Annotated in this window: 17 protein-coding genes; 7 read left to right on the top strand and 10 right to left on the bottom strand. The window is 69.8% G+C overall.

Annotated features, from left to right (window positions below; genetic code table 11):
- The first annotated feature begins 12 nt into the window (after positions 1–12).
- The 4 genes from IG196_RS19865 (at position 13) to IG196_RS19850 (ending at position 3,731) form a co-directional block, all read left to right on the top strand.
- Complete coding sequence (locus tag IG196_RS19865) at positions 13–1,215, top strand: ABC transporter substrate-binding protein (protein ID WP_192192648.1); 1,203 nt, start codon at positions 13–15, stop codon at positions 1,213–1,215.
- 45 nt (positions 1,216–1,260) lie between these two features.
- On the top strand, positions 1,261–2,136 hold the full coding sequence (locus tag IG196_RS19860) for a branched-chain amino acid ABC transporter permease (RefSeq protein ID WP_101489724.1): 876 nt from the start codon (positions 1,261–1,263) through the stop codon (positions 2,134–2,136).
- Between the two features lie 10 nt (positions 2,137–2,146).
- A complete protein-coding gene (locus tag IG196_RS19855; RefSeq protein WP_180838895.1) occupies positions 2,147–3,136 on the top strand; it encodes a branched-chain amino acid ABC transporter permease in 990 nt (329 codons plus the stop codon).
- Between the two features lie 145 nt (positions 3,137–3,281).
- Positions 3,282–3,731, top strand: a complete 450-nt coding sequence (locus IG196_RS19850) for a cupin domain-containing protein (protein WP_192192647.1) — start codon at positions 3,282–3,284, stop codon at positions 3,729–3,731.
- Between the two features lie 10 nt (positions 3,732–3,741).
- Here the strand turns inward: IG196_RS19850 and IG196_RS19845 are convergent, their stop codons facing one another.
- On the bottom strand, positions 3,742–3,984 hold the full coding sequence (locus IG196_RS19845) for a hypothetical protein (protein WP_192192645.1): 243 nt from the start codon (positions 3,982–3,984) through the stop codon (positions 3,742–3,744).
- 140 nt (positions 3,985–4,124) lie between these two features.
- Between IG196_RS19845 and IG196_RS19840 the strand changes: the two genes are divergently transcribed.
- Complete coding sequence (locus IG196_RS19840) at positions 4,125–4,880, top strand: hypothetical protein (RefSeq protein WP_192192643.1); 756 nt, start codon at positions 4,125–4,127, stop codon at positions 4,878–4,880.
- A gap of 21 nt (positions 4,881–4,901) precedes the next feature.
- Here the strand turns inward: IG196_RS19840 and IG196_RS19835 are convergent, their stop codons facing one another.
- Positions 4,902–6,056, bottom strand: a complete 1,155-nt coding sequence (locus IG196_RS19835) for a lipocalin-like domain-containing protein (RefSeq protein ID WP_192192641.1) — start codon at positions 6,054–6,056, stop codon at positions 4,902–4,904.
- Between the two features lie 2 nt (positions 6,057–6,058).
- The gene (locus tag IG196_RS19830; protein WP_192192639.1) at positions 6,059–7,135 is read right to left on the bottom strand and encodes a PLP-dependent cysteine synthase family protein; all 1,077 of its coding nucleotides are present in this window, start codon (positions 7,133–7,135) and stop codon (positions 6,059–6,061) included.
- A 108-nt stretch (positions 7,136–7,243) separates the two neighbouring features.
- On the opposite strand from IG196_RS19830, the gene IG196_RS19825 reads away from it, so the two are divergent.
- Positions 7,244–9,763: a penicillin acylase family protein gene (locus IG196_RS19825; RefSeq protein ID WP_192192637.1), complete on the top strand. Its 2,520-nt coding sequence runs from the start codon at positions 7,244–7,246 to the stop codon at positions 9,761–9,763.
- 24 nt (positions 9,764–9,787) lie between these two features.
- On the opposite strand, the gene IG196_RS19820 is transcribed toward IG196_RS19825, so the two are convergent.
- The gene (locus IG196_RS19820; protein ID WP_192192635.1) at positions 9,788–12,373 is read right to left on the bottom strand and encodes an FtsX-like permease family protein; all 2,586 of its coding nucleotides are present in this window, start codon (positions 12,371–12,373) and stop codon (positions 9,788–9,790) included.
- 65 nt (positions 12,374–12,438) lie between these two features.
- Here IG196_RS19820 and IG196_RS19815 point away from each other — a divergent pair, with 65 nt between their 5' ends.
- A complete protein-coding gene (locus IG196_RS19815; RefSeq protein ID WP_192192634.1) occupies positions 12,439–13,872 on the top strand; it encodes a serine hydrolase domain-containing protein in 1,434 nt (477 codons plus the stop codon).
- A gap of 5 nt (positions 13,873–13,877) precedes the next feature.
- Here IG196_RS19815 and IG196_RS19810 read toward each other — a convergent pair whose 3' ends face one another.
- From IG196_RS19810 to IG196_RS19785, 6 genes are all read right to left on the bottom strand, one after another.
- Entirely contained in the window at positions 13,878–15,134 is a 1,257-nt protein-coding gene (locus tag IG196_RS19810) for an RNA polymerase sigma factor (RefSeq protein ID WP_225616738.1), read from the bottom strand.
- Positions 15,131–15,505: a YciI family protein gene (locus IG196_RS19805; protein ID WP_192192630.1), complete on the bottom strand. Its 375-nt coding sequence runs from the start codon at positions 15,503–15,505 to the stop codon at positions 15,131–15,133. The genes IG196_RS19810 and IG196_RS19805 overlap by 4 nt, the downstream gene beginning before the upstream one ends.
- A gap of 178 nt (positions 15,506–15,683) precedes the next feature.
- Positions 15,684–17,045: an NAD(P)H-dependent oxidoreductase gene (locus IG196_RS19800; RefSeq protein ID WP_192192628.1), complete on the bottom strand. Its 1,362-nt coding sequence runs from the start codon at positions 17,043–17,045 to the stop codon at positions 15,684–15,686.
- Positions 17,046–17,050: 5 nt separating this feature from the next.
- Positions 17,051–17,926 (bottom strand): phytanoyl-CoA dioxygenase family protein, encoded by an 876-nt coding sequence (locus tag IG196_RS19795; protein WP_192192627.1) that lies wholly within the window; start codon positions 17,924–17,926, stop codon positions 17,051–17,053.
- The gene (locus tag IG196_RS19790; protein ID WP_192192625.1) at positions 17,923–18,636 is read right to left on the bottom strand and encodes a GntR family transcriptional regulator; all 714 of its coding nucleotides are present in this window, start codon (positions 18,634–18,636) and stop codon (positions 17,923–17,925) included. Before IG196_RS19790 ends, IG196_RS19795 begins: the two co-directional genes overlap by 4 nt.
- Before the next feature lie 84 nt (positions 18,637–18,720).
- Positions 18,721–19,746, bottom strand: coding sequence for an LLM class oxidoreductase (locus IG196_RS19785; protein ID WP_192192623.1), 1,026 nt, complete (start codon positions 19,744–19,746; stop codon positions 18,721–18,723).
- Positions 19,747–19,782: the final 36 nt, after the last annotated feature.

Raw genomic sequence — 19,782 nt, 5'->3', positions numbered from 1 at the left:
GGAACACCTTTCATGAAGATCACCACATTCGCTCTCTCCGCCGTTTTCGCCGCCGCTGCGCTGGCCGCCGGCACTGCCCAGGCCCAGGCGCAGGACAAGGTCAAGATCGGCTTCATCACCGACATGTCGAGCCTGTACGCCGACGTCGAAGGCAAGAACGGCGCGCTGGCGATCCAGATGGCCATCGACGACTTCGGCGGCAAGGTCAACGGCATGCCCATCGAGCTGCTCACGGCCGACCACCAGAACAAGGCCGACATCGCCGCCTCGAAGGCGCGCGAGTGGATCGACACGCAGGGCCTGACCATGCTGTTCGGCGGCACCAGCTCGGGCACCGGCCTGGCCATGGCCAAGGTGGCGCACGAGAAGAAGCGCGTCTTCATCGTGAACGGCGCCGGCAGCTCGGCGCTCACCAACGAACAGTGCACGCCCTACACCGTGCACTACGCCTACGACACCGTGGCACTCGCCAAGGGCACCGGCTCCGCCGTCATCGGCCGTGGCGACAAGAGCTGGTACTTCCTGACGGCCGACTACGCCTTCGGCCAGGCGCTCGAAGGCGACGCGACCAAGGTCGTGAAGGAAAAGGGCGGCACCGTGCTGGGCAGCGTGAAGCACCCGCTGAACACCTCCGACTTCTCGTCGTTCCTGCTGCAGGCGCAGAACTCCAAGGCGCAGGTGCTGGCGCTGGCCAATGCCGGCGGCGACACCATCAACTCGATCAAGGCGGCCAAGGAATTCGGCATCACCAAGAACATGAAGATGGTGGGCCTGCTGGTGTTCGTCACCGACGTGCACAGCCTGGGCCTGAAGAACACCGAAGGCCTGCTGCTCACCACCAGCTGGGACTGGAACCTCGACGACAAGACGCGCGCCTTCGGCAAGCGCTTCTTCGAGAAGACCAAGCGCATGCCCACCGACATCCAGGCCGCCGACTACTCGGCCACCATGACCTACCTGAAGGCCGTGCAGGCCTCCAAGACGGTCGATGCCGACAAGGTCATGGCCACGCTGAAGTCCACGCCCATCGACGACTTCTATGCCAAGGGCAACATCCGCGCCGATGGCCGCTTCGTGCACGACATGTACCTGGTGCAGGTCAAGTCGCCGGCCGAATCCAAGCAGCCGTGGGATTACTACAAGGTGATCCAGAAGCTCAAGGGCGAAGAAGTCTTCACGACCAAGGCCGAAAGCCGCTGCGCCCTCTGGAAGTGACCTCCCGCGGGCGCCCTTGCGGCGCCCGGGTTCGTTGAAACGCTTATGAACATTTCCCTTCCCGCCTTGTTGAGCCAGCTCCTTCTGGGGCTGGTCAACGGCTCGTTCTACGCCATCCTGAGCCTCGGGCTGGCGGTGATCTTCGGTTTGCTCAACGTCATCAACTTCGCGCACGGCGCGCTGTTCATGCTCGGGGCCGTCCTCACCTGGATGGCCATGGAGTACCTGGGCGTCAACTACTGGGTGATGCTGATCGCCGCGCCGATCCTCATCGGCCTGTTCGGCGTGGTCATCGAACGGTTGCTGCTGCGCTGGATCTACAAGCTCGATCACCTCTACGGCCTGCTGCTCACGCTGGGTCTCACGCTGCTGATCGAAGGCGTGTTCCGCTCGGTCTACGGTGTGTCGGGGCTGCCCTACGACGCGCCCGATGCGCTGTCGAGCGCCACCGACCTGGGCTTCATGGTGCTGCCCAACTACCGCGCCTGGGTCGTCGTGGCCTCGCTGGTGATCTGCTTCGCGACCTGGTACGTGATCGAGAAGACCCGCCTGGGCGCCTACCTGCGTGCCGGCACCGAGAACCCGCGGCTCGTGGAGGCCTTCGGCGTCAACGTGCCGCTGATGATCACGCTGACCTACGCTTTCGGCTGTGCGCTCGCCGCCTTCGCCGGCGTGCTGGCCGCACCGGTGATGCAGGTGTCGCCGCTGATGGGGCAGAACCTCATCATCGTGGTGTTCGCAGTGGTCGTGATCGGCGGCATGGGCTCCATCATGGGCGCCATCCTCACGGGCCTGGGACTGGGCGTGATCGAAGGTCTCACCAAGGTTTTCTATCCCGAGGCTTCCTCGACGGTTGTGTTCGTGATCATGGTCATCGTGCTGTTGATTCGCCCCGCCGGCCTGTTCGGCAAAGAGAAGTAAGGCGAACGGCATGAACATGAAAAAAATCTCCACTGTCGTCTACGCCTTGCTGCTGGTGGCCCTGGTGCTGGCGCCGTTCTTCGGTGCCTACCCGGTGTTCGTGATGAAGCTCATGTGCTTCGCGCTGTTCGCCGCGGCCTTCAACCTGCTGCTGGGCTACACGGGCCTGCTGTCCTTCGGCCATGCGGCCTTCCTGGGTGGCTCCGCGTACGTGGCGGGCCACGCCATCAAGGTCTGGGGCCTCACGCCCGAGCTGGGCCTCATTGCGGGCACGCTCACCGGCGCCTTGCTGGGCTGGCTGTTCGGCGTGCTGGCCATCCGGCGCCAGGGCATCTACTTCGCGATGATCACGCTGGCGCTCGCGCAGATGATGTTCTTCGTCGCGCTGCAGGCCAAGTTCACGGGCGGCGAAGACGGCCTGCAGGGCGTGCCGCGCGGCAAGCTCTTCGGCGTCATCGACCTGTCGAACGACCTCACCATGTACTACGTGGCGCTGGTCGTGGTCGTGCTGGCCTTCCTGCTGATCGTGCGCACCATCCACTCGCCGTTCGGGCAGGTGCTCAAGGGCATCAAGGAAAACGAGCCGCGCGCGCTCTCGCTGGGCTACGACGTGGGCCGCTTCAAACTGCTGGCCTTCGTGATTTCGGCCGCGCTCTCGGGCCTGGCCGGTTCGCTCAAGACGCTGGTGCTGGGCTTTGCCACGCTGTCCGATGTGCACTGGACCGCTTCGGGCCAGGTCATCCTGATGACCTTGGTCGGCGGCCTGGGCACGCTGTCGGGTCCCATCGTGGGCTCGGCGGTGGTGGTGCTGCTGGAGAACAAGATCGGCGAACTCGGCAGCTTCCTGGCGCGCATCACGACCATCGACTGGTTCAACACGCTGGGCGAGTCGGTGACCATGGTCACGGGCCTGATCTTCGTGATCTGCGTGCTGGCCTTCCGCAAGGGCATCATGGGCGAGATCATCGCGTTCATCGATCGGCGTCGCACGAAGCAGTGATGCAAAGGCCGTGACGGCTGCAGGCGGTGCGTGTGCATCGTCTGCGCCGCCAGGGCAGCGCGTCAAAGCGGGGAGGTTACCCTGCGCCGCTTGTGCCCCCTGCGACCGGGGCGCAGAATCCGGCTCCCACTTCGAGGAGCCGGCCATGGCCCTTCTTCCGTACTTTGTCCTGCCACCCGATCGGCGCGAGACGCCGCTCAACGTGCTCGGCACGCAGGTGACGGTGCTGGCGTCGAACACCGCGACGCAGAGCTACGGCGTCACCTTCCAGCGCGGTGACGAAGGCACGGGACCACCCCCGCACAGCCACGACTGGGACGAGTCGTTCTACGTGCTCGGCGGCGAGGTCGAGTTCCATTGCGACGGCCAGGCCCATTTGTGCCAGCCCGGCACGCTGGTGCACGTGCCGCGCGGCACGGTGCATGGCTTCCACTACGGCAAGGGCGGCGGGCAGATGCTCGAGATCACCGGCAAGGACGCGATGGCCGCGCAGATGTTCGCGGCGATCGATCGCGAGATTCCGGTGGGGCCGGAGCCGGACATTCCGAAGCTGCTGGCGGTGCTGGAGCGCAATGGCGTGACGGTCTCCGCGTGAGTCGTGGCCCTCATCGGCACTGGCAAGTCTTCGGGCCCTGCGTGGAGCCGGTCGTCGCGTGCGAGGGTGGCTCCATCGTTCCGTCTTTCCAGCCGCGCGCGATGCACGTGGTGCGGCAGATCTCGCGGCCTGCGAGGCCCGTCGAATTGCCACTCCGGCTGAAGCCGAACAGCGCGCCTGCGATGGCGATCCCCGCGAATACGGCGATCGCGATGAGCGCCGAGCGAAGCTTCTGATGACGTGTGGCGTTCATGGACGGTGGGGGCTTGGCATGACGTGAGGCCGACTCTATCCAAAACCACCGGTTCCCGTGGCGACGCCGCATGCGGTGCTCGTCACAATCGTCCGCACCCGGCCGCACAGGCCCACACCGACAAGAAGAAGGAGACCCCCATGCGCAGATGCCTGCTCGCACTTTTCATGGCGCTCGCGTTGACAGGGTGCATGACCCCGCCGACGCTGCCGCCGGATGGGGGCAAGCTCGCGAAGGGCGCGAAGGTCGGCCTGCTCGTCCGGATGCCCGCATCTGCGGAACACATGCACGTGGGCACGACCGTCTTCAACAACTTCTCGACCACGTACCCGTTCCCCTGGAACCCCACGGCCAAGGTCTACGAGGCCTTCACGTCGGAGCTCGAGAAGGCGGGCTTCCAGGTGGTGCGGCTCACGAGCTTTGCCACGACCTCCGTCAATGCGCTGGCCATCTTCAAGGACGGTCGCTGGATCGCGAATCCTGCGCAGGCGTGGGCTGCACGCAAGCTGAAGGAAGATCAGATCTCTGCGGTGGTCCTCATCGAGGCGACGCGAACGCAGGCGCGCGTGGAGTGCACCGGGGGCCCCTGCGACGAGAGCTTCATGCAGAACTCGGGCCTCTTCACGCGCGGCATGCTGGCGTCGACGCGGTACTTCGCGGTGCCCGCGATCGAAGCCAAGGTTTTCGTCATGGACCCGCCGCTGAACCTCGCGGCCTACGAGCCGATGCTCGCCCAGCAGCGGCAAAGGGTGCGGCAACTCAAGGATTTCCAGGAACCGCGCGACCTCAAGCGGTTGAGCAGCACCGAGCTCGCGCCGATTGCTTCGGCGATCGACGGCTACGTCCGCGCGCTGTCGCGCAACACGGCGCAAGCGTTGAGCCAAGGCGTGAAGTAGTCCCTCGCGCTGTGCTTCGGCTCACAACCGCAGCGGCGCCGCATACCCCGTCATCTCGAGGTACCCGCGCCCCACGCGCTTGCCTTGCTGCGCATCGCGCAGCTCGCTCAGCCCTTCCCAGTACACACCGCCCGTCGAGCCGCGGCTGTCCAGTTCCTGGTCGTCGAGCAGCGCCTGCACCTCGAAGCGGCCCGCGGGCGTGTCGATGCGCCAGTGCGTCGGGTAGCTCGTGCGGGTGCGCGGGCTGGTCCAGCTGCGCAGGGCGTCGAAGCGCACTTCGCCGGGGCCGAAGATGCGCGCCGCGCCCCCGCGCGGGCGGAACGAGCCGCCCGACCACAACGCGCTGCCATCGCGGCGGCGCAGGTGGAAGGCGGTGAGCGCGCTGCCGTCGTCGAGGTTCATGCCGATCCAGTCCCAGCCCACGGCCTCGGGATGCATCAGCGCTTCGCTCCATTCGTGGTCGAGCCAAGCGGTGCCGGTGATCTCGAAGGGAGCTTGGCCCTGCAACGTGAGGCGGCCTTGCGCCTGCAGTTGCGGTTCGCTGTAGTAGTAGCTCGCCTGCTCGGGGTCGGGGCCTTTGCGCGACAGGCCCTCGCGGCCCTGCAGCAGCACCGGCTGCGACGGTGCGAAGCGCAGGTCGAGCGTGAACTCGCCGGCGGGGATGCGCGCGGTGTAGGCGCCGCTGCCGGCATCGCGCACCAGCGACCAGTCGCGCAACCGCACGTCGGTGTCGGTTTCGCTGGCCGAGGCGACGTCGAAGCCCGCGCGTGCGATGCGCTGGTCGTGCCGCAGCACGCGGCCTTCGAGGTCGGTGACGGCCGCGTGCGCGAACACCAGCTGCTTGGCAGCGAAGGCCGAGCGCATGGCCTGCGTGGCGTCGACGCGCGAGCGGAAGAAGGTCACCTGGAAGGCCGAGCGCATGGCCTGCGTGGCGTCGACGCGCGAGCGGAAGAAGGTCACCTGGAAGCCGAACGCGCGGCCCGCGGCGGTTTGCCCGTGGCCGGTGATGTACCACCACTCGGTGCGCAGCTCGGGGTGGCTGCCGAAGTCGCGCGGAAACTGCAGCGCCTTCGCGGGCAGGGCCCAGCCGGCATGCGGCGCGCCCGAGGCGGCCAGCGCGGTCAGCAGCAACAGCTGCCGCCGCGCGATGAGGCCGCCGGGTGCGCGCGTGGACATCGTCAACCCGCCACCAGCGCGTCGATGCGCTGCTGCGCGGGCGCGATGTCGCCGAAGGCGTTGCGCACCCAGTCGGCGTCGTGGTAGCTCGGCAGGTAGCGTTCGCCTGCGTCGCACAGCAGCGAAAGAATCGAACCCTGCTGGCCGGCCGCGCGCATCTCGTGCGCCACGGCCAGCATGCCGACGAAGTTGGTGCCGGTCGACGGGCCGACCTTGCGGCCCAGCAGCGCCGACAGCGCATGCATGGCGGCCACCGAGTCGAGGTTGGGCACTTCGAGCATGCGGTCGACCAGCGTGCGCACGAAGCTGGGCTCCACGCGCGGACGGCCGATGCCTTCGATGCGCGAACCGGGCGCGGTCAGCGTCGTGTCGCCGCTGCGGTGGTAGGCGGAGAACACCGAGCCCTCGGGGTCGGCCACGCACACCTGCGTGTCGTGGCAGCGAAAGCGCACATAGCGCCCGATGGTGGCGCTGGTGCCGCCGGTGCCGGCGCCCACCACGATCCACGCGGGCACCGGGTGCCGCTCGCGCGCCATCTGCTGGAACATGCTCTCGGCGATGTTGTTGTTGCCGCGCCAGTCGGTCGCGCGCTCGGCGTACGTGAACTGGTCCATGTAGTGGCCGCCGCTGCGCTCGGCCAGCGCGCGGGCCTCGTCGTACACCTGCGCCGCGTGGTCGACGAAGTGGCAGCTCGCGCCGTAGAAGGCGATCTGCGCGACCTTCTCGGGCGAGGTGCTGCGCGGCATCACCGCGATGAAGGGCAGGCCCAGCAGCCGCGCGAAGTAGGCCTCGCTCACGGCGGTGGAACCGCTCGAGGCTTCGACGATGGTCGTGCCTTCGCGCACCCAGCCGTTGCACAGCGCATAGAGAAACAGCGAACGCGCGAGCCGGTGCTTGAGGCTGCCGGTGGGGTGCGTCGATTCGTCCTTCAGGTACAGGTCGATGCCGTGCGCGGCGAGCGCGGACAGCGGCAGCGGAATGAGGTGCGTGTCGGCGCTTCGCTGGTAGTCGGCTTCGATGCGGCGGATCGCGCCGGAGAGCCAGTCGCCGCAGGAGGAGGGTGAAGGGGTGGGCTGCATAGCGCGCCAGTCTACAAGTCATGCCCTGTAACCCGGCGGGCGACGGAAAGCGGCGGAAATCGGGATACTGTGCGCTGCCAATCCACAACAAGACAGGAGACGAGAGACATGAAGAGAACGAGCCATCGGCTTTCCCTGGGCGCCGTGTCGCTGGCGGTGCTGGCACTCGCAGGCTGTGCGTCCACTTCGCCGGGCATCAACACGCCCACGCGCCCCGCCTCATCCTTCACCGTGCCCGGCCTCGAGAAGCCCGCCGAAGTGCTGGTCGACCGCTGGGGCGTGCCGCACCTGTACGCCGGCACGCTCTACGACGCCTTCGTGGCGCAGGGCTTCATCGCCGCGCGCGACCGGCTCTGGCAGATGGACCTGTGGCGCAAGCGCGGCCTCGGCGAAATGGCCAAAGACTTCGGTCCCGCCTGGGTCGAGAGCGACCGCGCCGCGCGCGCCGTGCTCTACCGCGGCGACATGTACCGCGAATGGCTCGCCTACGGCTCCGACGCCAAGCGCGTGGCCGAGGCCTTCACGGCCGGCGTCAATGCCTACGTCGCGCAGGTGCGCGCGCAGCCCGCGCTGCTGCCGACCGAGTTCGCGCTGCTGGGCTACCAGCCGGCCGCGTGGTCGCCCGAGGACGTGGTGCGTATCCGGCACCATGGGCTCACGCTCAACTTCACGTCCGAGGTCGACCGCGCACGCGCCTTCTGCGCCGGCGCGCCGGGCGCCAAGGCCGACTGGCTGCGCCGAGAACTCGATCCGCCGGTCACGCCGAAGGTGCCTGACGGTTTCGACCCGTGCACCATCCCGGCGGCAGAGCTGCGCGCAGCCTACCTGCGGGCGACCGACTCGCCGCGCTTCACCAAGGAGAACACGCGCGTGGGCATGAACGCGGGCGCGTCGTCCACGCCGGTCGCGCTGCTGCCCGGCAGTGCCGAGTCGATCGCGGCAAAGGCCGAGCAGGACGAGGCGGAGCAACGCGCGTCGCAAGGCGACCCCACCGCCGCCTACGGCAGCAACAACTGGGTCATCGCGCCCAAGCTCACGTCCACGGGCCGGCCGATTCTGGCCAACGACCCGCACCGCTCGCACGGCGCGCCGAGCCTGCGCTACATGACGCACCTGAGCGCGCCCGGCATGGACGCGATCGGCGCCGGCGAGCCCTTCCTGCCGGGCCTGTCGATCGGCCACAACGGCACCATCGCCTTCGGCCTCACGCGCTTCTACATGGACCAGGAAGACCTGTACGTGTACGAGCTGAACCCCGGCAACCCCGAGGAGTACCGCTACCAGGGCCGCTGGGAGCCGATGACGCGCGTCACCGAGCGCATCGCGGTCAAGGGAGAGAGCGCGCCGCGCGAGGTGGTCAACACCTTCACGCGCCATGGCCCCGTGCTGCTCGCCGAGCCCGGCAAGCGCCGCGCGTTCGCCCTGCGCGCCGCGTGGCTGGAGCCCGGCATGGCGCCGTACTTCGGTTCGATGGACTACATGCGCGCGCGCAACTGGGACCAGTTCCGAGCTGCGATGAACCGCTGGGGCGCGCCCGGCGAAAACCAGGTGTATGCCGACAGCAGCGGCAACGTCGGCTGGATTCCGGGCGGGCTCACACCCATCCGCCCGAACTGGGACGGCCTCATGCCGGTGCCGGGCGACGGCCGCTATGAGTGGTCGGGCTTCCGCAATGGCGACGAGCTGCCGTCGGAGTTCAATCCCGCGCGCGGCTACGTGGTCACGGCCAACGAGAACAACATTCCGCCCGACCATCCTGCTGCGAAGAAGGGCGTGGGCTACGAGTGGAGCGATGCGGCCCGCGCGCGCCGGCTCAAGGAGCTGTTCGCGGCCAAGGTGGCGGCAGGTTCACGCTTCACCATCGAGGACTCGGAGCGCATGCAGAACGACATCGTTGCGACCCCGGCGCAGCGCCTGCTGAAGCTGCTGGCCGGCCAGCGCAGCGACGACGCACAGACCGCCGCAGCACTGCGCCTGCTGCAGGGCTGGAACGGCGCCATGGACCGCGACAGCGCGGCGGCTGCGCTGTACGAGGTGTGGAGCAGCAAGTTCCTGCGCCAGGCCGTGCTCAAGGCGGGGGCGGGCGATGCCGGCGCCGCGCTGGCCGCGCCGGGCGACAACACGCGCATGGTGCTGTTGCTGGAGAACCCGTCCGGCTGGGTCAGCAACGCGCAACGCGATGCCTTGTTGCTGACGACCTTGCCCGCTGCGATGCAGGAACTGTCGACCAAGCTCGGGCCCGACCCGGCGGCGTGGAAGTGGGGCGCCTTGCACCGCGCCGAGTTCCGGCATCCGCTGGGCGGCGTGGTCGATGCGGCCACGCGCAAGAAGCTCGAGGTGGGCGACTGGCCGATGTCCGGCTCGTCGTTCACGCCGATGGCCGCCACCTACCGCGCGAACGACTACAAGCTGACCTCGGGCGCGTCGTTCCGCATGGTGCTCGACGTGGGCAACTGGGACGCGTCGCGTGTCATCAACACGCCGGGCCAGTCGGGCAACCCCGACAGCCCGAACTACCGCGACCTGGCGCCGCTGTGGCTCGAAGGCAAGTACGTGCCGCTGGTCTACAGCCGCGGGGCCGTCGAGAAAGAGACGGTGGAAAGAATCCAGCTGACGCCGGGGCGCTAGGAGGAATGGCGATGGAAGAGGGCGCTACCAGTCCTCTTTCACCGCCAGCACCACGTCGCGCCCTGCCGCGGCGCGCCCGGCCATCCACGCCGTGAACGTCCCGGCCGCCACCACGGCGGCGCACAGCGCCAGCAGCCGCACCCAGGGCACCAGCAGGTCCATGCTCCAGTGGAAGCTCTGCGGGTTCACCACCTTCACCAGCACCACCGACACGGCCAGCCCGAGCAGCAGCCCCGCGACCGCGCCGATGGCGGTCCAGGCCGCGCCTTCGCCGGCCACCACGGCCAGCACCTGCCGCCGCGTGAAGCCCAGGTGTGCGAGCAGGCCGAACTCCTTGCGCCGTGCCAGCACCTGCGCGCTGAAGCTGGCGGCAATGCCGAACAGACCGATGGCGATGGCCACGGCCTGCAGCCAGTAGGTGACGGCAAAGCTGCGGTCGAAGATGCGCAGCGAGGTCGCGCGAATCTGGCCGACCGAGGCGAGCTCGACCGCGCCGTCGCGTGAGGTCCGCGATGCGAGTTCGCGCACGGCCGATTGCACCTCTGCTTCCGACGCACCGGGCGCGAGCCACAGGGCCACGTCGCTCACGTCGTGCTCGCCGGTGATGCGCTCGAAGTCGCGCGCGTCCATCGCGATGGCGCCGAACTGTCGCGCGTAGTCGCGCCACACGCCCGCCACGAAGAACACCTGCGGCGTGGCAGCGCGCATCGCATCGGACAGCGGCGCGAACGCGGTGCCCGGCTTCGCGCCGTACAGCTCGACCATCGGCTCGCTCACGTAGATGCCGGTCTGCCCGGGCGGCACGGGCAACGCCTCGCCGACCAGCGGCAGCCCGCGCACCACGCCGCCTTCGAGGCTGCGCGCAATCAGCGTCACGGCGGGCTGTGCGGGGTCGAGCTGCAACGATTGCGTGCGCAGCGTGCCGGTGCGCGCCACGCCGGGCAGTTGCGCCAGCGCCTGCACGAAGGCCGGCGCGAAGGTCGCGGTGTCGGTGCTGCTGGTGCCGCCGCTGTTGCCGCTGCCGCGACCGCCCGAGGTGGCGCGCACGTACAGGTCGGCCGGCAGCACCACGTCGAGCCAGTGCGTGACCGACTCGCGAAAGCTCGCGACCATCACCGTGAGCGCGACCGCGAGGCTCAGGCTCGCGACCACGCCGCTCACCGCCACGGCCGCCGTGCCGCGCATGCGCCGCGCGCGCTCGACGGCGAGCATCGGCAGCACGCGCCGCGCGAACGCGGGCGCCACGCGGTCGTACAGCAGCGCGATGAGCCAGGGCAGGGCGGTGATGCCGCCCACCAGCAGGCAGGCCACCGACAGGTACGCTGCCACCGGAATGCCGCCGATCGCCGGCAGGTTGGCCAGCGCTGCGCCCGCGGCGATGAGCCCGAGTGCGAGCCAGTGGTGGCGGCCTTGTGCGGGTGCGGCGCCCAGACCCTTGAGCGTCTGCGCCTCGGGCAGTGCTTGCGCGGCGCGCGCGGGCCACCAGCCGCCCACGAGTGCAGCGACCACGCCGAGCCCGCCGTACATCAGCGCGGCGGCGCCGCTCCAATGCAGACGGGGTGCGACGCCTTCGAAGTAGCCGCCGCCCAGGTCGCCGCCCAGCACGCGCAGCGCGAAGGCCGCGAGCGCGGTGCCGAGTGCCAGGCCGGCCGCGCTGCCGATCAGCCCGAGCACCAGCGATTCGGCCAGCACCAGCTGCAGCCGTCCGCGCGGCGTGAGGCCCAGCACGCCGAGCAGCGCGAACTGCTGCGCGCGCTTGGCCACGCTGAGCGCGAGCACCGAGAACACCAGGAACGCGCCCGTGAACAGCGCCACCAACGCCAGCACCGTGAGGTTGACGCGGTAGGCGCGCGACAGGTTGCTCACGCGCTCGGCCGCGTCGCCGGGCTCGGCGAACTTCAGGCCCGCGGGCCAGTCGGGCGACTTTTCGAGTGCGGCCACGAAGGCCGCGCGGTCGGTTCCCGGCGCAAGCCGCAGGTCGATGCGGCTCAGCTGGCCGAGCTGGTCGAACAGCTCCTGCGCGGCCGCGATGTCCATCACCGCCAACGCCGCGCCGCCGGCCGTCACGTGGCCAGAGACTGCGAGGCGCTGCCACGCGGCACCGCTGCGCAGTTGAAGGCTTTCGCCGGGCGCGGGCTGCAGCGGCAACTGCAGCGCCTGGCGCGCCGCCGCGTTGAGGAACACATGGCCGGGCGCGAACAGCGCAAAACGCTCCGCACCGGCCGCCGACTGCGGCATCAGCGCGGGCGCGATGGTGGGCAGCGCGAGCGCATCGACGCCGATCACGCGCAGCGGCACCTGGCGGCCGTCGCCGCCCAGCGCGAGGCCCTGGAACTCGAGCACCGGGCTCGCCAGCGCCACCTCGGGCCGGCGCGCGAGCCGGCCGAACACGGCCTCGTCGAAGCTGCCCTGCGCCGCGCGCACTTCGAGGTCGGGCTGGCCGTTCACCGAGCGCACCGCGCTGGAGAACTCGTCGAGCGCCGAAGCGTTGATGAGCTGCACCGAAAACGCCAGCGCCACGCCCAGCATCACCGCCAGCACGGCCGCCGCGTTGCGCCAGGGGTGGTGGCGCAGTTCCTGCCAGGAGAAAGTCGAAAGCAATGCACGCATGGGGTCATTGTGGCCGCCGTGGCAGGATGGCGGCTGTTCCGACTTCACGCCCGAGGATTCCGACGATGCGGCTTCTGCCCTCCGCCTGGTGCCGCCGCTGGCTGGCGCCCTGGCTTCTCGCGCCCTGGCTGGCGGGCGCGGCGAGCGCGCACCTCGTACCGCCGTCTGCACCCTCCGCACCGCTCTCGCTGGCCAGCGACCCCGCCGTGCTGGCCCGCACCGCGCTGGGGGCCGAGCGCGGCACGCTGGTGGTCGGCGTGCTGCGCGGCGACAAGGCCGGCTACGGCATCGCTCACAACCCCGAACCGCAGGTGGCACGCGCGATTGCGGCGGCCAGCGCGGAGCAGCCGATGTTCGAGATCGGCTCGGTCACCAAGGTCTTCACCGGCCTGCTGCTGGCGCAGGCCGTGGAGCGCGGCGACGTGGCGCTCGACGACAGCGTGGGCAAGCTGCTGGCCGGCCATGCCGAGGGCGTGCCGCCCGCCGTGGCCGCGATCACGCTCAAGCAGCTCGTCACGCACACCGGCTGCCTGCCCGTGATGGCCGACGGCGTCACCGGCGGCGCCGCGCTGGCCGAGCAGTTCCGCAGCTTCGACCTGCAGATGTTCTGGGCCGCGCTCGCGCGCATCCGACTCACCGCCGTCGCGGCGCCGTGCGAGGCGCGCTACAGCAACTTCGGCATGGCGCTGCTCGGACAGCTGCTGGCGCTGCGCTACGGCACCTCGTGGGGCGAGCTGGTGCGCGCGCGCATCACCGAGCCGCTGGGCATGAACGACACCGTGATCCCGCTCGGCGACAAGGCCTCGCGCATGGCGCCGCCGTTCGCGGGCGACCAGCGCCAGCAGCGCTTCGACATGCATGCCTACGCGCCGGCCAGCGCGCTGCGCTCGACCGCCGCCGACATGCTGGCCTTCAGCCGCGCGATTCTTGCCGGCGCCCAGGGCCCGCTGGGCCCGGCCGCCGCACGCCTGCTCACGCCGCTCGCGCGCTACGAGGGCGCCGAGATCGGCTATGCCGTGATGGTGCGCGGCCCCGAGACCGGCCGGCGCACCTACTACCACGCGGGCGTCACCGAGGGCTACCGCACGCTCTGGCTGCTGGCGCCCGACACCGGCGAAGCGCTCATCGTGCTCGCCAGCAACCAGCGCGCCCCGCTGCAGCCCGTGATGCTCGCCATCGGCAAGAGCCGCTACCCGGTGCCGACGGCGGAAGTGCCGATCGATCCGAAGCGCCTTGCCGACTACGCGGGCGAGTTCCGCGTCGGCAAGGCGCAGGTGCTTGGCTTCACCGTGCGCGACGGGCGCCTGCTGGCACGCGAATCGGGCAAGGGCTACAACGGGCTCACGCCCACGGGGCCGGATCGCTTTGCGGTGACGGCCATCGGTGCGCAGTTCGTGTTCCGGCGCGGCGATGGGGGTGAGGTGAATGGCGTCACGCTGACGCAGGGCGGCAGTCGGCTTGAAGGGCGGCGCGTTGGCGCTGCTGTGCTGCAGGACTGAACCCCTCAGGCCCGTTCCGACATCGCGTGCAGGTACGCCCGCACCGCGCCATTGCTGCTCAACCCGATCGCCCGGTCGTAGGCCTGCCGCGCCGCCACACGCGCGCCACCGGCCGCGAGCAGGTGCGCGCGTGCCGCCCAGAACGGCTGGTAGCTCGCCACTTCGTCCGACGGGATCGCATCGAGCGCACGCAGCCCGGTCTCGGGCCCGCGTGCGTTCGCCAGCGCACACGCCAGGCTGACTTGCGCGCCGATGCTCGGCCGCAGCGCGAGCAAACCTTCGTACAGCGACACCAGCACTTCGGGCGGCACCGGTGCGCCCGCGCGGCGCTCACAGTGGGCCGACCGGATCGCGGCTTCGAGCTGATACGGCCCGAGCGACTGCATGGCCGACGCGATGCGCAGATGGTGTTCGGCCTCGGCCAGCAGCGCATGGTCCCAGCGCGTGATTTCCTGCTGGTCGAGCGGCACGTAGGCGCCGGCCTCGGTGCGGCGCGCGGCGGTGCGCGCCTCGCAGAAGAGCATCAGCGCGAGCAGGCCCAGCGGCTCGGGTTCAGCGGGCATCAGGCGGCACAGGATGCGGCCCAGGTCGATGGCCTCGGTCGTCAGGCCGCGGGGCAGGGCGTCGGCGCCGTCGACGTCGTCCCAGCCGGTGCCGTAGGCGGCGTAGATGCCGTCGAGCACGTCGCGCAGCCGGTGCGGCAGGTCGCGCGCCTGTGGGTATTCGAACGAGATGCCGGCCGCGCGGATGCGGGCCTTGGCGCGCACCAGCCGCTGGCCCAGCGCGGAGGGCGAGGTGAGGAACGCGCCGGCCATGCGCGCGGCGTCGAGGCCTAGCACGGTCTGCAGCATGAGCGGCGCGCGCGCGGCGGCGTCGATGGCCGGATGCGCGCAGACAAAAAGCAGGCGCAGCCGCTCGTCGGGCACGGTGGCGGCATCGGGGTCGGCCTCGTCCATCTCGCCCGCGAGCAGCAGCAGCGTCTGCGTGGCGTCGTCCTGCACGCGGCTGTGGCGCCAGGCGTCGAGCTTGCGGTGCCGCGCGACGCTCAACAGCCAGGCGTCGGGCTGCACCGGCACGCCGTCGGCGGGCCAGCGCTCGAGCGCGCGGGCGAAGGCGTCGGCCAGGGCGTCTTCGGAGGCCGCGATGTCGTGCGTGCGCGCGGACAGGATGGCCAGCAGCCGCCCGTACGACGCGCGTGCCGCGCGTTCGGCTGAAGTGTGTGCCGCGCGTTCGGCGGCGTCATGTGCCGCCAGCGTGGTCACGTCTGGCTCGTACCTGCCGCTGCGGTGGCGGTGAAGACCGGCCGCACCTCGACACCGCCGCTGGCGGCGCAGGGCGCGCGCGCGGCCCATTCGAGCGCGGCGTCGAGGTCGGGCACGTCGACCACGAAGTAGCCGCCGAGCTGTTCCTTGGTGTCGGCGAAGGGGCCGTCCTGCACCTGGCGCTTGTCGCCGCGCACGCGCAGCGTGGTGCCGGTCATGGGCGGCAACAGGCCGTGGCCGCCGAGTGCGACGTCCGACTGGCGCACCGCGTCGGCATACGCGACCCAGCTGGCGCGGTAGGCCTGCGAGGCGGGGTCGTCACGTTGTTCGAATTCGGCGGCGGGTTGGTAGAACATCAACATGTACTGCATGGTGTTTCTCCGTGAAGGAAAAGCTTGCCGAGCAAGAGCGCTCACCACAATGACGGCCCGCAACCGGTCATTTCGACACCGGAACGGTGCCGAGCAGAAGATTCTTGATCTGTTCGTCCTTTGGCGCAACGAGAGGCCCCGCTGCTGCGGGGCCCGTTCAGGTCGCGCTCAGGCCCTTTCAGGCGGCCCGGTCGCGCACCGCCGGCGTGAACAGCGTTTCCATTTCCTGGCGCAGCCGGTAGGCGGCGGTGCTGGTGTCCATCGCCACGTCGGCCCAGCTCAGGCCCTGGCCCTTCTTCACGGGGCGCACGAGCTTGACGTTGTGCGCCAGCCCGAGCGGCAGGCCGCCCAGGCGCAGCGAGCGCTCGGCCGGCAGCAGCTTGCCCCAGACGGTGTAGCCGCCTTCGCCGTCGAGCATCTCGCCTGCCGCGAGGTCGCGCTTGGCGGTGGCGACCACGTCGGCGTTCCAGCCGGTGGCCACGCCCGTGGGCTCGCCGCGCAGCGCCACGCTGGCGACCGACATGCCGACTTCGAGCCCGATCAGGTGCCAGCGCTTGTACAGCGTGAAGTAGCGCCCGCTCGGGTCGGTGTGGGCGTTGTATTCCTCGAAGCAGTTCTTGATGTAGTCGGTCTCGGCCTCGACCGTGACCCACACGCCCATGCGGATGTCGTACGGGATCTTTCTGCCGTCGGCTTCGAGCGACGAGATCACCTCGACCATGCCCTTGCGCTCCAGCACGCCGCCTTCGCTCTTCGGGCGGGTGACGAAGGGAATGTCTTCCACGCTCGCGGGCGGGTAGAGCAGGCCGTCCGACGGCACGCCGAGGCCGGTTGCGTTGGCCACCGCCGAGCTTTCGATCGATGGCTTGGAGCCGTCGAGAAAGCTGTTGAACATCTTCGGGTTGAGCCCGCCGCGCTTGGCCTGCTCGGGCGTGAGGCCGTAGTTGCCCCACACGGTCTCGGGCGTCGATTCGGTGAAGTGCGGCAGCCACTTGTGGCCGCGCCCGGCCGCCACCACCGGAAAGCCGCAGGTGCGCGCCCAGTCGACCAGGTCGCAGATCAGCGCGGGCTGGTCGCCGAAGGCCAGCGAATACACCACGCCGGCCTGCTGCGCCTTGTGCGCGAGCAGCGGACCGCAGAAGGCGTCGGCCTCGACCGTCACGTTGACCACGTGCTTGCCGTGCGCAAAGGCGTCCAGGCAATGATCGACCGCGGCAATCGGGTTGCCGGTGCACTCGACCACGATGTCGATGCTGGGCTCGCGCGTCACGGCCTGCCAGTCGTCGGTGATCCAGGTGGCGCCGGTCTTCAGCGCCTCCTGCACCGAGCCGGCGTTGCTGCGCTCGGCCTGCCAGCCCACGCGCTCGAGGTTGACGCGCGCGGCGGCGGGCGAGAGGTCGGCAATGGCGACCAGTTGAACGCCGGGCGTGCGCGGAATCTGCGCCAGGTACATGGCGCCGAACTTGCCGGCGCCGATCAGGCCGATGCGGATGGGGCGGCCTTCGGCGGCGCGTTGTTGCAGGCGGGTGTGCAGGCTCATGGTGTTCAGGCTTCCACGGAGTCGATGACGTCGAGCGAGGTGCGCAGCGCGCTCTCGGGCAGGCCGTCTTTCCACGGCACCTCGACGGGGTAGGGCTGGCGCAGGCAGTCGTCGGGCAGCATCTCGATGGGCGTGAAGTCGCGATGCGCGATGTACTCGGGCCGCTTGTGGCGGCGGATGTGGTTGCTGACCGCGCACAGGCTCAGGTACACGGCCACGCGGTTGAAGGGCGAGAGGTTGCTGCCCGAGGCATGCACGAGGCAGCTGTGGAACAGGATCATCGAACCGGCCGGCCCCTTGGGCGAGACGATGCCGCCCTGCGTGCCACCCGCGCGGTCGACCAGCTGGCGGATCAGGTCGTTGTCGACCGTCCACAGCGGGTAGCTCGTGGTCGTGAGGTCATGCTTGGCATCGACCACGCCCTTGCGGTGGCTGCCCGGAATGAACATCAGCGGGCCGTTGTGCTCGGTCACTTCATCGAGAAAGATGGCCACGTTCATCGCGCGCTCGGTGGGCATCAGGTCGTCGTTGAGCCAGGTGCCGTAGTCCTGGTGCCACTGCCACACGTCGCCCTCGAAGGCCATCTTGCCGTTGATCTTGAACTGGTGCATGTAGACCGCTTCGTCGAACAGGTCCATCACCGGCCCGACCATGCGCGGGTGCCGCGCCAGCCGCGCGAAGGGCTCGCTGATGAGGTGCGCGGCGAAGTTCGTGCGCACGGCGTCGGAGCCCTTCTCGCGCACGTTGAAGGCCGCGCGCTTGCTGTACAGGTCGGGCACCGCCTCGGTCAGCACCTTGGTCTCTTCGGGTGAGAAGTGGCCGGGGAAGAACAGGTAGCCCTCGCGCTCGAACTGCGCGCGTTGCTCGGGGGTCAGCTTCATGCCTTGTCTCCTTTTTTGGCGGGGGTTCCAGATGCGGATGCAGCGGTGCGTGCCAGCTGCTGCGCGAGCCGTTCGGCCAGTGCATCGCTGGCGCGCGAGACGTGCTCGTCGCTCAGGCGCGCGGCGCGTTCGACGTCGCCCGCGGCAATGGCGTCGGCAATGGCTTCGTGCTCGTCCCACAGCGATTCGCGCTGCGGCTCGGCCTGCAGCACCGCGCCCATCGCGCGGCGCAAGTGGCGCCAGTGCGGGTCGGCGCTCTGGCCGATCAGCGGGTTGCCCGAGGCGGCGTAGATGGCCTGGTGAAAGGCCACGTCGGCATCGATCATGGCTTCGACATTGCGCCCGCGCGCCGCGCGCCGGCCGCGTTCGATGAGCTTCGGGTCGATGCGAAAACGCTGCTGCGCCGCCAGCCGCGCGGCCAGCACGTCGAGCGCGCCGCGCACCTGGTAGACCTTGCGCATCGCCTCGGCCTCCAGCGGTGCCACCAGCACGCCGCGGCCGGGCGCGTCCTGCACGAAGCCGTCTTTCTTGAGCAGCCGCAGCGCCTGCAGCACCGGCTGGCGCGACACGGAAAGCCGGGCTGCGATGTCCTCCTGCGTGAGCCGCTCGCCCGGCGCGAGCGCACCGCTGTTGATGGCGCCGAGCAGGGCGCGGTAGACCTGGTCGACGAGGTCGGGGGCGACTTCGATGCTGAGCAACTGGGCGGGCATGGTGGGCCTTTTCTGAACTCTGTATACAGAGTACGGACTTCGGCGGCACGGCGCACTGGGGGTTTTCACCCACGCAGCGGCGCGTTACCAGGGCGCTCGCAGCGGCGCGACGCTCTCGTGCGAAGGAAAGTGCGGCAGCACTTCTTCGGCCAGTTCCTGGAGGACCTCCCTCGCAGGCCGGCGCGAGAACTGCACGCCGAGCGCGGCATGGTTGACGCCGGCGTCGCGCCATTCCGTCAGCAGCGCGATCAACCCCTTGCGGCCCGTCTTGAGCACGTAGCCACCGTTCATCGGCGTGCGGGGATGGTCGGGGTCTTCGCTCAGGTCGATCCATTCGTTCGTCATGTGCGGGCGGAACCCGCCGCCGGGAATCAGCGCGCGCCAGGCGCGGATCTTTTCCGCCAGCTGGCGCGGCCCCATGACGTTCTGCGTCGATCCCGGGTAGGTGAGCCAGCCGTCGGCGTGCGTGCCGATCCACTCGAGCGACTGCTGCGACGAGCCGGTCACCATCAGCGGGATCGCGCCGCTCGCGGGCCGGGGCAGCAGCGTTGCATCGCTCAGCTGCCCCAACGGCGAGGTGATGGGGCCGGCGCCGGGCTGTATCAGTTGCCGGAAGTAGGCGACCGATTGCGCGAAGCGCGCGCCGCGCGTGCTGTGTTCGAGACCGTAAGCGGGAAACTCGACGGGGCGGTCGCCCGAGGCCACGCCGAGCACCAGCCGTCCGCCGGACAACTGGTCGATGGTGACCGCCGCCTTGGCGAGGTCGATCGGATGGCGCAGCGAAAAGATCGCGCTGCCGATCGCCAGCGACACGCGCTGCGTGCGCGCGGCCAGGAAGGCCAGGTAGGTGAACGGATCGAACACCTGGCCTGCGTCGCCGAAGCGCGGATCGAACAGCGGCACGTCGCGAGCCCAGATCGCCGCGAAGCCCTGGCGGTCGATGTCGGCGAGTAATGCCGACTGGCCTTCGAGCACCGCCATGTCGCCCTCGAAGAAGCGCAGCGGCAGGAAGATGCCCAACGTGAGCGCGTCGGGCGCGAACATGCGGCGGTAGCCGGGGTGGGTGGCGAAGGCGTGGGCGGAGGCGCCGGTGGGCAGAGAAGCTTGCATGTCAGAGGTTGGAAGAAAAAGAGGAAAGGAGCGCGC

Origin of the sequence: Variovorax sp. 38R, from assembly GCF_014843395.1 — a bacterium.
Classification (GTDB): Bacteria; Pseudomonadota; Gammaproteobacteria; order Burkholderiales; family Burkholderiaceae_C; genus Variovorax; species Variovorax paradoxus_H.
The sequence above is the reverse complement of the archived record's forward strand: the minus strand, read 5'-3'. Positions and strand labels throughout refer to the sequence as shown.